Genomic DNA, 12805 nt, shown 5'->3' on the forward strand with positions numbered 1-12805 from the left:
ACCTGTCGATGCCGACGGGTTGCCGGCCGACTGTCCGGCACGCGGCGAGCCACCGGGCTTTTGCCCGAAGCTCGACCTGCTGTCGATGGTCAATGCGTTGACCGAGGGCATTCTGGTGTGCGATGGGCAGCGTCGCGTGACGTACGCCAACCCCAGCGCCGCGCGCTTGCTGGGCGTGCCGGTGGCCGATCTGATTGGCCGCCTGCTGCCACAGGTGGTGTTGTCGGCCGTTGACGAGTTCGAGACGACCATCCACGACACTGACTGGCCCGACCGCGACGTAATGGCCGAGGGCCTGCCGCAGCTGAACCAGATTTTCGGGCTGCACTGCCAGGATGGCCGCACCGTGTGGGTGTCGAGCAACTGGACGCCGCTTTACACCGAGGGCGGCCACTCGATGACCGCCGTGCCCGCGGCCGGGGCCAATGCGGGCCTGCCGCCTTACTCCGTGCTGGTGTCGCTGGTCGACATCACGCAGATTCGCGAGGCGCAGCAGCGCATCCGGCATCTGGCAACGCACGACACGCTCACCGGTTTGCTGAACCGCTCCGCGCTGGAAGACCGTCTGGAGCACGCGCTGGCCATTGCGCGCCGCAATCGCTCGCGCGTTTCGGTCATGTTCCTGGATCTGGACCGTTTCAAGAACGTCAACGACACGCTGGGCCACCAGTTTGGCGACATGCTGCTGCGCGAAGTGGCCGCCCGTCTGCAAGCCTGCGCGCGTGAGGCCGATACCGTGGCCCGCCTGGGCGGCGACGAATTTGTCGTCATGCTCGAAGCGCTCGACGGTCTGGGCACGCGGCGCGTGGCCGAGCGTATTCTCTCGGCCATCAGCGCACCGTTCCATATCGACGGGCAGGAGCTGTTCCTGGGCGTGTCGATCGGCATTGCCGTGGCACCGCACGATGGCGACGACCCCAACACCCTGCTGCGCAAGGCCGACGCGGCCATGTACCTGGCCAAGGAGCGCGGCCGCAACAACTTCCAGACCTTCACCAGCGACCTGGACGACCGCGTTTCGCGCCGCTTCCGCATTGAATCGGGCCTGCGCCGCGCCAGCGACCGCAACGAGTTCTACGCGGATTACCAGCCGCGCGTGGACGTAAAGAGCGGCCGCATCGTCAGTGTTGAGGCGCTCATCCGCTGGAACTCGGCGGATTTCGGCCGCATGATGCCCGGCCAGTTCATTCAAGACGCGGAAGAGACCGGCCTGATCGTCGAGATCGACCGCTGGATCCTGCGCGCCGCTTGCGATCAGCTTGCGCGCTGGCGCCGTATCGGGCTGCCGCAGCTGCGCATGTCGATCAACCTGTCGGGGCAGGCCTTCAGCTCGGGGCAGCTCAGTTCCATGGTGCGCGGGGCGCTATCCACCAGCGGTTTGCCCGGCGACGCGGTTGAGCTGGAGATGACCGAGGGCATCCTGATCCGCGACGATCCCTCGCTGCATGCGCTGCTGACCGAGCTGCGCGCCATGGGCGTGTCGCTGGCGCTGGACGATTTTGGCACCGGATATTCGTCGCTGTCGTATCTGCACAGGTTCCCGATCGATACGCTCAAGATCGACCGCTCATTCGTGCAGGATTTGCCGCACGTGGCCGAGCGCGCCGCCATCACGCGGGCCATCATCATGATGGCCCAGGCAATGGGCATGAAGACCGTGGCCGAAGGCGTGGAGACCACCGGGCAGCTCGATTTCCTGCGCGAAGTCGGCTGTGACGAGTACCAGGGGTATCTGCTCACGCGGCCGCTGGAGCCATCCGCGGTGCAGGATCTGGTGCGCGAGAACGTGCGCCAGTACGGGTTGCGCCTACCGCGCGAACCGCGTCTCCTATAGCTGCAGCCCGTTGCTGACCACGTACATGGTCACCTCGGCGTTGTTGCGCAGCTTCATTTTCGAGAGCACCCGCCCCCGATACACGCTGACTGTCTTGGCGCTGATCTGCAACGCCTCGGCAATCTCGCTCAGCGTGCGTCCGGAGCCGAGCATGCGCAGGGTCTGGAATTCCCGGTCGGACAGGATGTCATGGCGGGGCTTGTCCCAGTCGACGTTCAGGTTGTCGGCCAGCACTTCCACCATGTCAGACGGCAGGTATTTCTTGCCCTTGGAGATGGCGTTGACGGCCGCCAGCAGTTGCGGCTGGCTGGCGTCCATCGGCAGATAGCCGGACGCGCCGGCCTTGAGCGCCCGCACGGCCAGCAACGCCTCGGGATGACGGCCCAGTGCCAGTACGGCCAGGCGTGCGTGCTGCTGGCGGACGGTCTTGATGGTCAGGAATTCGTCACCGGTGGCAGATTCCACCGAGAACAGCATGACGTCCCACTCGCGTTCGGCAAGCAGGTCTTGGTTGGCGTTGTGCAGGTCGGGCACTGCCTCGATCTGCCGGGCCAGGCGTGAATCCTTGAGGATCTGGCGCAAGCCGGCACGGGCAATATCGTGCGGTTCGACAATCAGAACGTTGAGCATGGTGGGCGTTGCGGGTCAAACGGGCTCGACTTGAGCTCTTCTAACCGCCGGCAGGTTTGGGCTGGTCCGGCGGGCTTGCAACTCCCCATCTGTGCGATGGCGCTCTCTATATAGGGATGCGGGCGCCTCTGAACGGATCGATCGAGTATAGCCGAGCACCTATCCGCCAAGAAGGACGCCCAGTGCCTCTTTTGGTAGGGGGTGAAAGTAGGGTGTCCCGCCAGGCCAAACCGCCGCTCGCGCACAAATTTGTCAAGTTGCCCCTAAACTTTCTGCCGCGGCCACCGATAACCTGAGTACAACGCAGACCTGATCCCCTTCAAGTTGCAGGTCACGTTGCCCGGCCTAGCCGGAACGAGCAACCAAACGGGCAACAACGCCATCGGGAAACTTAGGAGCCGTCATGTCCCTCAGCCTTAATACCAACATCTCGTCCCTGCAAACGCAGCAAGCTCTGTCGCAATCGCAGAACGCTCTGCAAACGTCGCTGCAACGTCTGTCGACCGGTCTGCGCGTGAACAGCGCCAAGGACGATGCCGCCGCTTACGCTGTGTCGTCGAGCCTGACCACCACGCTGAACTCGCAAACCCAAGGTATCCAGAACGCCAACAACGCACAGTCGTACCTGCAAACGGCCGACTCGTACCTGGGCCAGGTTGAAAACAACCTGCAACGTATGCGTCAGCTGGCTGTGGAAGCCAACAACGGCGGTCTGTCGACCACCGACCAGGCCAACCTGGACAAGGAATACCAACAGCTGGCCTCGGCCAACAAGAACATCGAGACGAACGCCAACTACAACGGCGCCAAGCTGTTCGACGGCACGGTGACGTCCACGACGTTCCAATACGGCCAAAGCTCGGCAACCGACGTGGCAACGGTGACCAACGCCAACATGGCAAGCTTCGGCACGCTGACCGGCACGAGCGTCACGTCGACTGCCAACGCCACGGCAGCTCAGGCGGCCATCGATACCGACCTGGCCAGCCTGAAGTCGGCACGTGCCAGCCTGGGTGCACAGCAAAGCGGTCTGAGCTCGACCATCAACACGCTGACCTCGTCGAACACCGCTCTGTCGGCTGCAAAGTCCGCCATGATCGACACCGACTACGCGGCTGAAACGTCGAACATGACCCGCCAGAACATCCTGCAGCAAGCAGGTACGGCCATGCTGGCGCAAGCCAACTCGGCACCGAACAGCATCCTGAACCTGCTGAAGGGCTAATAGCAGACGGAAGCTGGCCCGGCCGCTTGGCGGCTGGGACAAGGGTCGGCGCTCTTCGGGGCGCCGGCCTTTTTTTTGGCTGAACGACACCCCCCTTCATCAGGGGTGGCGTATGGGCGCCATGCCCTAAAGAAGTGGCCGGCGCTGCCGTTGACAAGAGAGACTTCCCGCCAAGCAGACGCTCACCAGATTCGATCATGGCGACTACTACGACCTCTTCCACAACCGGCGGCTATGTACCGCCGATCTCGATCCCCGGTATCGGGACGAGCATCGACGTCAATTCGCTGGTCTCCAGCCTGATGAGCGTGGAAAGCCGGCCGCTGACACAGTTGCAGACCCAGCAGAGCTCGTATCAGACGCAGCTCTCGGCCGTGGGCACGCTCAAGAGCGCGCTGTCGACCTTCCAGACTGCACTGTCGAATCTGACCACTGCATCGAACTACAGCGCCATGAAGGCGAGCGGCTATGACGCGTCGGTGCTGAGTGCATCCGTCACCGGCTCGGCGCCGGCCAGTTCGTATGCCGTCAACGTGACGCAGCTTGCGCAATCGCAGGTGCTGGCCGCGCAAGGGCAGACGTCCACCACCACGGCCATCGGCAGCGGCACGTCCACGACGATTTCGTTTTCGTTCGGCTCGGTATCGGGCGGCAGCCTCTCGGGCGGCAAGTACACCGGCTCCACGTTCACGCAGAACGGCAGCTTGGCCGGCGGCTCGATCACCATTAATTCGTCCAACAACACGCTGGCTGGCATTCGTGATGCCATCAACTCGGCCAACCTGGGTGTCTCGGCCAGCATCGTGGATGACGGCAGCGGCAGTCCGTACCGTCTGGTGCTGACCTCCACGGCGGGTGGCTCCAACTCGGAGATGAAGATTTCCGTGTCAGGCGATGCGACGCTGCAATCGCTGCTCTCGCAAGACCCCGCCGGCACGCAGAACATGACCGAGGTGACCACGGGCCAGAACGCCCAGGCCACCATCAATGGCATTGCCGTGCAGAGCCCGACCAACACGTTGTCCAACGTGGTGGACGGCACGTCGTTCACGCTGGCCAAGACGGGCAGCACCACCGTGACCGTGGCCAACGACCCGACCGCCACCACCACCGCCGTCACCAACTTTGTGAACGGCTACAACGCGCTGCGCACGCAGCTGAACGCTCTCACCAACATCGACACCAGCAACAAGGCCAACGACGGCCCGCTGGCGGGCGATGTGAGCACCAAGACGCTTATCAGCCAGATTACCGACGTGCTGGGCCAGGCGGTTGGCAACGGCAACTATCAGTCGCTGGGCAGCGTGGGCGTGACGATGAATTCGGACGGCACGCTGGCAGTCGACAACACCAAGCTGTCGGCCGCCATTGCTGCGTCGCCCAGCCAGGTGGCGAGCCTGTTTGCAGGCACCGGCACGGCTACGGATGCACTGGTCAACGTGCCGTCCTTCTCGGATACCACGCAGGCGGGCAGCTATGGCGTCAACGTGACGCAACTGGCCACGCAGGGCTCGCTCACGGGCTCGGCTGCAGCCAACACGACCATCACGGCAGGCTCCAACGACACGCTGGCTTTCAACATCAGCGGCATCGCCGTCAACGTGACGGTGCCGGCCGGCAGCTACAGCGCCGCGGGTCTTGCTGCGCAAATCCAGAGCCAGATCAACGCGTCGTCGAGCCTGCAGAGCGCCAAGGTCACGGCATCGGTTTCCGCCAATGCCAGCGGTGTGCTGTCGATTACCGACAACCAGTTCGGTTCGATCTCGTCGGTGTCGGTGTCGGGCAATGGCGCTTCGTCTTTGTTCGGCAGCCCCACCGCAACGATTGGTACGGACGTGCAGGGCACCATCAACGGTGTGGCGGCCACGGGCTCGGGTCAGAACCTGTACGGCGCCACCGGTACGGCCGTCGACGGCCTGACCGTGCAGGTGACCGGCGGCACCCTGGGCAACCGCGGTACGGTGACGGTGCAGCGTGGCTATGCCGCGCAGCTGAGCACGGTCATGACCAATCTGCTGTCGACCAACGGCATGGTGCAGAACGAGACAGACTCGATCAACAGCTCGCTCACCTCGCTCGCCAGCCAGATCACCAATATGCAACTGCAGTTGAGCAACAAGCAGGCCCTGTACTACACGCAGTTCAACGCGCTGTCTGCAGCGGTGGCCAGCATGACGAATACCAGCACCTACCTGACCACGCAGCTCGCGGCCATTGCGAACCAGACCAAGAGCAGCTAAGTCAGGATTGAAGCAACACCCATAACAAGATCACACAGCGAGGACCTTTCCCATGTACGCAGCACGCCGCGCCATCGGTGCCTACGCGCAAGTCGGTATCGAGACGTCTGTGGTTGACGCCAACCCGCATCGGCTGATCGCCATGCTGTTCGAAGGAGCACGCGCGGCCGTCAAGCTTGCCGCCGCCTCCATCGAGCGCGGTGACCTGCCCACCAAGCTGCGTGCCTTCGACAAGGCCATCTCGATCATCGGCCAGGGGTTGCAGGCCAGTCTTGACCACCAGCGTGGTGGCGAGATCGCCGTGCAGCTCAACGGCCTGTACGACTACATGCTGCGCCGCCTGCTGGTGGCCAATGGCACCAACGATCTGTCGATGCTTACCGAGGTTGACGGTTTGCTGGCTTCGCTGCAGGATGCTTGGCTTGCCATTGGCCAGCCGGGTGCGGCGGCCCCCAGCAACCACCTGAGTGTTGTGAGCTGACGCGGCTGGCCGCGCAGCAAAGCGATTTCTTTATCGAATTCGGCCCAACTGGAGCCAACATGCACCGCCACATCCCGATCAAGGACAGCGAAAGTCTGTTCGCCTGCTACGAAGCCATCGCACGCCTGACCGCCGAAATGGTCGGCGCGGCTGAAGTGGGTAACTGGGAAGTCGTCAGTACGCTCGAACGCGAAAGCGCCGCCTATGTGGATGCGCTGCGCCGTTCGGAGCCGCATCCCACGCTGTCGCGCGACGACATCGAGCGCAAGCGCACGCTGCTCGTACGCATTCTTGAGGACGACGCCCGTGTGCGCGCGATGGTGTATCCGCGCCTGGACCGCCTGCAGAAGCGCATCGACACGGCACGCCGCGCCAACAACGCCAGCCACGCCTACGGCAGCATGGCGCGCTACTGATGCTGAGCGACTGAGCCCCTACGATTCGCGAGGCGCAGGCGCGCCCTGCATCTCCTTCGACAGCGCCATGTATTGCTCGGATTTGCGGGCAAGCGCACTGGCCTGCATCTGATACACGGTGGCGAGCTGCTGGGCAGCCAGGAAGCTGCCTCGCCCGACCACGCTGCCGTCCATCCCCGCCTGATCGCCAATCTCCAGGCAACGGCTGAACGCCTGCTCCGCCAACGGCAGCCACTGCGTGCTGGCGTGCTCAGGGTGCCTGACTGCCGCATCGATCAACACCAAGCCAAGCGCAAAACACAGATCCGGAAAGTCCGGCCATGCATGGATGCTGGCATCCGCGTGCGCCATCGCTTCGTCCAACCGATCAGACTTACCCAGGCTGTACAGATAGCGCAGCGCGAGGTTGCGGCGGTAGGGCGCGTCTTGCGGCGCGCGGGCGAAAGCGCGGGCGTAATAGTCTGCCGCCCTGGCGTAGTCCTCCTGATGCAGCTCGATCTCCTTGCCGAGCTGGAACAGCACGTAAGGATCTTCTGGCCGATGCTTGAGTTCATCGAGCAGGAGCTGTGTGTTGCGATCGCCTTTCTTCTGCATCTTGGCGGTGGTGTAGCCGTCGTGCCGCAGCACGATGGGCAGGCGTTCTGCCGGCAGTGATGACACCGGCTGTTCATGGATGCGCCCCACGTAGCGCACGCCGCGCGGCAGCAACCGGGGGAGCCATGCGATCAGTTGGCTGGCATCTTCAGTCGCATCGGTATCGTTCTTGATGCAAAGGATGCCCAGCATCGGGTTCGCATTGGCGAGGGCGCGCAAGTGCTCGCCACCGGATTCCAGCCACTCATCCGCATCCAGGATGAGGTTCCAGTCGGCATTGGCGGCGTCCAGTGCGGCGTTGCGGGCGGCGGAAAAATCATTCTGCCAAGTCATCTGGCTGACATGCGCACCGCATGCCTGGGCAATGGTGATGGTGTTGTCGGTGGAGCCGGTATCCAACACCACCATGCGATCGACAAACGGTTTGGCGCTGAGCAGGCAGCGCTCGATGCAGGTGGCTTCGTTGCGCGCGATAACAACAAGCGCGACCGGCGCCGGGTTGGTGGGAGTGGATTGCACGGTGTGTCAGGGAGATGAAAATTCGGGATGCAGCCGGCACGTCAATCCGGCCGGGCTGCGTGAGGGGGCGATGGGGCAATGGGGCGGCTACCCTCGGTCATCTGCTGCAGCCAGCGCATTCAGCAGCTTGTGCAGCACCTCGCGCGTGGCGCCGATCTCGTCGAGTTCGAGCGGGATCTTGCACGTCAGCGCTTGCGGCACCTTGGCGGCGCGCTCCTTCAGAGTGCGACCGGTCTCGGTCAGCTCGATGACGACGCGGCGCTGGTCGTCACGATCGCGTGTGCGCGTGAGCAAACCCTGCTCCTCCAGGCGCTTGAGCAACGGCGTGAGCGTGCCGGTATCCAGGTACAGCGTGCGGCCCAGATCGCCCACGGCGCAGGGCGCTTGTTGCCAGCAGGCCAGCATCACAAGGTATTGCGGATAGGTCAGCTCCAGTTCGTCGAGCAGCGGACGGTACAGGCGCGTCAGCAGATGGCCGGCGGCGTACAGAGGAAAACAGAGTTGCTGATCGAGCGCCAGCACGTCGTTCACGGCAAGACTCCCGGGGACGGTCCTGACGCCTGTGCGGCGCGTGCCGCAGCGGCCTGAGAACCTGTTCGCGATCCGTAGCGAGCGGCCCGAGGTTGGTCTGAGAAGCGCAGCCGTACACGGGTACGGTGAGCATCGCAGGGCCAAGATCGGGTCGCGCAGTAGGATCGTAAGCGGGTTCTGAGCAGGCGGTTTGCGCGTGACCGCGTTCAATGGGACGTCAATATTGCCACGGACGGCATGCGAATTGGGGCACGCGCTTGGGGGCAGTTGTAAGCGCGCTGGCCGTCGCTTGATGCTGGCGACGAGAGCCAAGCGACGGTGGGGTCACGTCAGATCGACATGCTCATGATGCTCTGGTACGCCGAGACGAACTTGTTGCGCACCTGCACGGCGGTCTGCAGGTCGATGTTGGCCTTCTGCAGCGAGAGCATCACGTCGTGCAGGTCGACGTCGCTGTTGCCCATCTCAAAACTGCGCGAGATGGCGTCGGCTTTCTGTTGCGAGGCATCGACCTTGTCCAGCGACGATTTGAGCACGGCACCGAAGTCGACGCTGGGCTTGGCGGCATCCCCGCTGGCGGTGCCGCCACCGACAGCGGAGGACGGTGCCAGCACGCTGTTCATCAGCGAGACCACGGAGTTGGCGTTGGAGAAATCCATGTTGCGTTCGGCTTAGGGAAATTTGGCGAGCGTTTCGAGTTCCGACACGAAGTGCACTTCGCGGCCGGCGGGCACCGGAATGTCCATCGGAATCGGCGTTACGACGATGGTGTGGTGCGGGAGGGCGGCATCGTCGTCGAGCACCAGGAATTCGGTCCCGGCAAAGCCCTGTGCGTGGTGGAAGACCTGCAGCGGCGCGCGGCGCAGGGTGGCGTACCTGGGCGGCTCAGGCTTGAACGGATCGAGCTTGGTGACGTATTCGAATGCCGCGTTCACGCGGTACAGGTCGTACGGCGCGGGCAGGTCGGCCGCTTCGCCCAGCGCGCGAATGCGGTTGGCGATGTAGTAGTTGTCGATCCAGTGGCCGCCTTCCTGGGTGCGCAGGCGCAATGCCACCTTCATGCGTACCAGAACGAACTGGTTGATGGCATTCAGCCACTCTGGCCGCTCGGCTGCCGGCATCGTATGCGAGAACTTGCCGAACAGGTATTCCAGCCCGCCGCGATACCGGTCCCACGCGTGCTTCACCTGCTCGTTGCCTGCCTGTGAGCGGGTTTCGTCATCAAAGTAGCGCGTGACCGACCGGTAGAACGGCGTCTTGCTGAAGTAGACGGCGCTGGTGCCCAGCATTTCCGCTGCGTGTACGAACGCGTAGAACGCGTGCTCGGGGGCGCTGAAATACAGCTGGTTCATCACCTCACGGCGCGCAAGGTAGATCTCCGGGAAGAGGTGATGCGACAGGACCAGCGCCATCAGCTTGGAATAGTCGCGCTGCTCGATGAGGTAGTCATCGTCCTGGCGATAGAACGTCGTGACGTCTTGCCGGGTCGGCAGGTCGTGGAGGATCCAGGGCGCGAAGATGACGCCCACGCCGGGGTTGCGCTCGAAGATGCCGATGTTGTTGTTGATCTCGGCCAGGATCGGCAGGTCGTCGTCCGCGTGGTAGAGCACGTACTTGCCCTGTGCGCTGCGGTACAACCGGTTCAGGTTCTCATCGGAGCCCAGGTTGGACGGTCGGCGGAAATACCGGATGTTCAGCTTGTCCTGATACCGCGCGACGACCTCTTCCGTGTTGTCGGTAGAGCAGTTGTCGCCGATCAGCAGTTCGTAGCTGAACTTCAGCTCGCCAATCTGCGTGACCAGTTCGGCGAGCAGGTTGTCGAGGTAGCGGGCGCGGTTGTAGGTCGGGATGCAGACGCTCAGCGCAACCTGCTGGACCACCTCATCCTGCTCTGGAGGCGCCAGGGCAGCCCCGGCTTCGATTTGGATTGCTGCAATCTCACTCATTGGATGAACTCGCGCCAGTTGAGGGTCTGAGGACTCAAGTACTGTGGGCTGGCCGGACCATGATTGGCAATCAGGTCCAGGCTGCTGACAAAGGGAGTGAACGCGCCGTGCAACTGTGTATACGGCCGCATGGCGTAATTCATGTAGGCAACGGTGATGCCGTGCCGCTCAAATTCGGCGTGGGCCAGGTAGTTCTTGGCCCCGTGACCGGTGATGTAGGTGTCACCCTGCAGCTTTTGCACGATGGCGAGGACACGGCTGGTGTTGCTGCCGGGCACGTCCAGTTCGGGCGCGTCGATGAATTTGCTGTCCAACTCGATGCCCAGATAGCGGCACACCGCGCGCATGGATGCCAGCGCCAGTGCGCCCATGTTCGGGTAGTCCACCGCGTACACCTCGCGCACCAGCGCCAGCATGTCGCCCGCATAGGGTGCGGCCTCGTAGGCCTGTTCCAGCAGGCGCAAATGCTGTGCACGCCAGTCGACGTTGCTCGCGGGTTTGACTTCGTCAATGCGGGCACCGAGGTGGAACTTCTCCAGCGGCACCGTCATCCAGCGCGTGCCAGTCGGCTCCTTGATCTGCACGCGGTTGGTGAAGCTGCCTTTGGAGAACTGCACGTCGGCGTAGTTGACGAGCACGTCCGCCAGCATGATTTGCTCAAGCAGGCCGACCCATGGGAACAGCATCGGTTGTGTGATGACGACGTTCATGGCGCCAGCATTCGCTCCATGAGGACAACGTCGTGCCAGCGGTTGTCTTGCAGGTAGTGCGCGTGCAACGTGCCGACGTGGCGGAAGTCGAGCTTTTCGTACAGTGCGATGGCGCGCGTGTTCTCGGCCAGCACTTCCAGCGTGATCTTACGCAGGCACAACGTTTCGCTGGCATAGGCAAACGCGGCTTCGCACGCGGCGCGCCCGTGGCCCTGGCCTTGTGCAGACGACGCCAGGCAGATGCCCAGCGAGGCATGCCGGTTGACCGCATCGATGTGGTTCAACTGGAGATAGCCCAGCACGCTGTCATCTGCCTGGGCTGCGATGACGAACAACACCACTTCGCTCTGCTTGGATTTGGCCGTCAGCCAGTCGCGCACGCTGGCCGCGGAATTGGGCCGTGGGCGCGTCATCAACTGCAGCTGCGTCGGTACGTCGTTGCGCAGCGGCACCAGTTGCGGGATATCGGCCTCGCGCCATTCCCGAAGAATGAGTTTGCCGCGCGCAATCATGGCTGGAAGCGGAAATACCGGAAGCGGTTCGGATACGCAGCTTCCACGGTGTGGCGGACTTCATCGGCAATGACCGGGTTGACGGCCAGGTACACGACCTCGACTTCGTCCGGAATGCTGTCCAGCGACACAACCGGCTTGCCGGCCAGCGACGACCCTTGCAGGTACGGGTTCTGGTCCACAAACGCGCGCAACGCATGCGGCTGCTGCAAGTTGCTGGCGGTGTAGGCGCCGTAGAAACCGGCGCCGTAGATCACGGCAGGCGCGCCACCGTGCTGCGTTTCAAAGTCCGTCAGGTGGCTGGAGGCCTGCTGCCAGAAGCGGGCCAGTCGGTTGGCAGCGCTCTGCGTGTCGGCCAGTTCTTTTGCATCCAGCACCGGCGCAATCTTGCTGTCGCCAGGACGGCGCACGGCCGTGACGACGAACGCGCCACGGTGGCTTTGCGCATCCGCTTCGAGCAGATCAAACCCATGGTTGGCCAGCAGCGCCTGCAGTGACGTGTGCGTGAAGTGGTTGACGTGGTCCGCCACCAGAAAGTCCACTGAGTTGGTGAACGTGTTCGGCACGATGGCGTACAGCTTGCCGCCGTCACGCAGCAGACCATGGATGTTGCGCAGCGCGGTCGTCAGGTCGGGGATGTGTTCGAGCGAGAAGAACGAGCTGACCACGTCGAACGAACGTTGCCATGCCGGCGGGATCGTGTACGTGGCCCATTGTTCGGGGCTGAGAAACTTCTCCCAGAAGCCGACGTAGCGATCGCTAATGTCGAACAGGTGGACGTCTACGTCCGGGCGCTGTTGCTTCAACAGGCGCATGGTCGCGCTTTTCGCGCAGCCGAAGTCGACCACGCGTGCACCTTCCGGCAATGCCAGCTTGCGCTGGAAGGTGGCGACCTGGTGGTCGGCGCGGAAGATCTTCTGGCCGTTCTCGACGGCGTAGATTTGGTCTTCCTCCTCGCTGTTGACGAGGATGTCGTACTCGGTGTCGTAGAAGCTGCCGTTATCGCACAGCTCGACGGTCTGGATGTGGCCGCATGCGGCGCAGCAGAACACCTCCAGCGTGCCCTCCATGGCGCGACGCAGTGAAGACAGCGCACTTTGCGGGGCGCGGTAGATCGGTTCTGGCAGCGGTTGCTGGCAGACGTTGCATGGCAGTGCACTGGTCATC

13 protein-coding genes are annotated in these 12805 nt (G+C 63.3%); 5 read left to right on the plus strand and 8 right to left on the minus strand.

Annotated features, from left to right (window positions below):
* Positions 1 to 85 precede the first annotated feature (85 nt).
* On the plus strand, positions 86 to 1834 hold the full coding sequence (locus tag ACS13N_RS23020) for a putative bifunctional diguanylate cyclase/phosphodiesterase (protein ID WP_438934473.1): 1749 nt from the start codon (positions 86 to 88) through the stop codon (positions 1832 to 1834).
* On the opposite strand, the gene ACS13N_RS23025 is transcribed toward ACS13N_RS23020, so the two are convergent.
* Positions 1829 to 2464, minus strand: a complete 636-nt coding sequence (locus tag ACS13N_RS23025) for a LuxR C-terminal-related transcriptional regulator (protein WP_438933912.1) — start codon at positions 2462 to 2464, stop codon at positions 1829 to 1831. The two genes, ACS13N_RS23020 and ACS13N_RS23025, sit on opposite strands and share 6 nt — an antisense overlap.
* Before the next feature lie 403 nt (positions 2465 to 2867).
* On the opposite strand from ACS13N_RS23025, the gene ACS13N_RS23030 reads away from it, so the two are divergent.
* The 4 genes from ACS13N_RS23030 (at position 2868) to ACS13N_RS23045 (ending at position 6826) form a co-directional block, all read left to right on the plus strand.
* Complete coding sequence (locus ACS13N_RS23030) at positions 2868 to 3689, plus strand: flagellin N-terminal helical domain-containing protein (protein ID WP_438933913.1); 822 nt, start codon at positions 2868 to 2870, stop codon at positions 3687 to 3689.
* A 197-nt stretch (positions 3690 to 3886) separates the two neighbouring features.
* A complete protein-coding gene (fliD, locus tag ACS13N_RS23035; protein ID WP_438933914.1) occupies positions 3887 to 5929 on the plus strand; it encodes a flagellar filament capping protein FliD in 2043 nt (680 codons plus the stop codon).
* A gap of 52 nt (positions 5930 to 5981) precedes the next feature.
* Positions 5982 to 6410: a flagellar export chaperone FliS gene (gene fliS / locus ACS13N_RS23040; protein WP_438933915.1), complete on the plus strand. Its 429-nt coding sequence runs from the start codon at positions 5982 to 5984 to the stop codon at positions 6408 to 6410.
* 59 nt (positions 6411 to 6469) lie between these two features.
* On the plus strand, positions 6470 to 6826 hold the full coding sequence (locus ACS13N_RS23045) for a flagellar protein FliT (RefSeq protein WP_438933916.1): 357 nt from the start codon (positions 6470 to 6472) through the stop codon (positions 6824 to 6826).
* 18 nt (positions 6827 to 6844) lie between these two features.
* Here the strand turns inward: ACS13N_RS23045 and ACS13N_RS23050 are convergent, their stop codons facing one another.
* The 7 genes from ACS13N_RS23050 to ACS13N_RS23080 form a co-directional block, all read right to left on the minus strand.
* Positions 6845 to 7939 (minus strand): glycosyltransferase, encoded by a 1095-nt coding sequence (locus ACS13N_RS23050; RefSeq protein ID WP_438933917.1) that lies wholly within the window; start codon positions 7937 to 7939, stop codon positions 6845 to 6847.
* Positions 7940 to 8026: 87 nt separating this feature from the next.
* Positions 8027 to 8470, minus strand: coding sequence for a MarR family winged helix-turn-helix transcriptional regulator (locus ACS13N_RS23055; RefSeq protein ID WP_438933918.1), 444 nt, complete (start codon positions 8468 to 8470; stop codon positions 8027 to 8029).
* 329 nt (positions 8471 to 8799) lie between these two features.
* Positions 8800 to 9129 (minus strand): flagellar hook-basal body complex protein FliE, encoded by a 330-nt coding sequence (gene fliE, locus ACS13N_RS23060; RefSeq protein ID WP_438933919.1) that lies wholly within the window; start codon positions 9127 to 9129, stop codon positions 8800 to 8802.
* Positions 9130 to 9141: 12 nt separating this feature from the next.
* Complete coding sequence (locus ACS13N_RS23065) at positions 9142 to 10416, minus strand: glycosyltransferase family 2 protein (RefSeq protein ID WP_438933920.1); 1275 nt, start codon at positions 10414 to 10416, stop codon at positions 9142 to 9144.
* Positions 10413 to 11126 (minus strand): WbqC family protein, encoded by a 714-nt coding sequence (locus tag ACS13N_RS23070; RefSeq protein WP_438933921.1) that lies wholly within the window; start codon positions 11124 to 11126, stop codon positions 10413 to 10415. Before ACS13N_RS23070 ends, ACS13N_RS23065 begins: the two co-directional genes overlap by 4 nt.
* Positions 11123 to 11638, minus strand: coding sequence for a GNAT family N-acetyltransferase (locus ACS13N_RS23075; RefSeq protein ID WP_438933922.1), 516 nt, complete (start codon positions 11636 to 11638; stop codon positions 11123 to 11125). The genes ACS13N_RS23070 and ACS13N_RS23075 overlap by 4 nt, the downstream gene beginning before the upstream one ends.
* The gene (locus ACS13N_RS23080; protein WP_438933923.1) at positions 11635 to 12804 is read right to left on the minus strand and encodes a class I SAM-dependent methyltransferase; all 1170 of its coding nucleotides are present in this window, start codon (positions 12802 to 12804) and stop codon (positions 11635 to 11637) included. Before ACS13N_RS23080 ends, ACS13N_RS23075 begins: the two co-directional genes overlap by 4 nt.
* Between the last annotated feature and the right edge of the window lies 1 nt (position 12805).

Source organism: Ralstonia sp. 24A2, assembly GCF_051783885.1.
Taxonomy (GTDB): domain Bacteria; phylum Pseudomonadota; class Gammaproteobacteria; order Burkholderiales; family Burkholderiaceae; genus Ralstonia.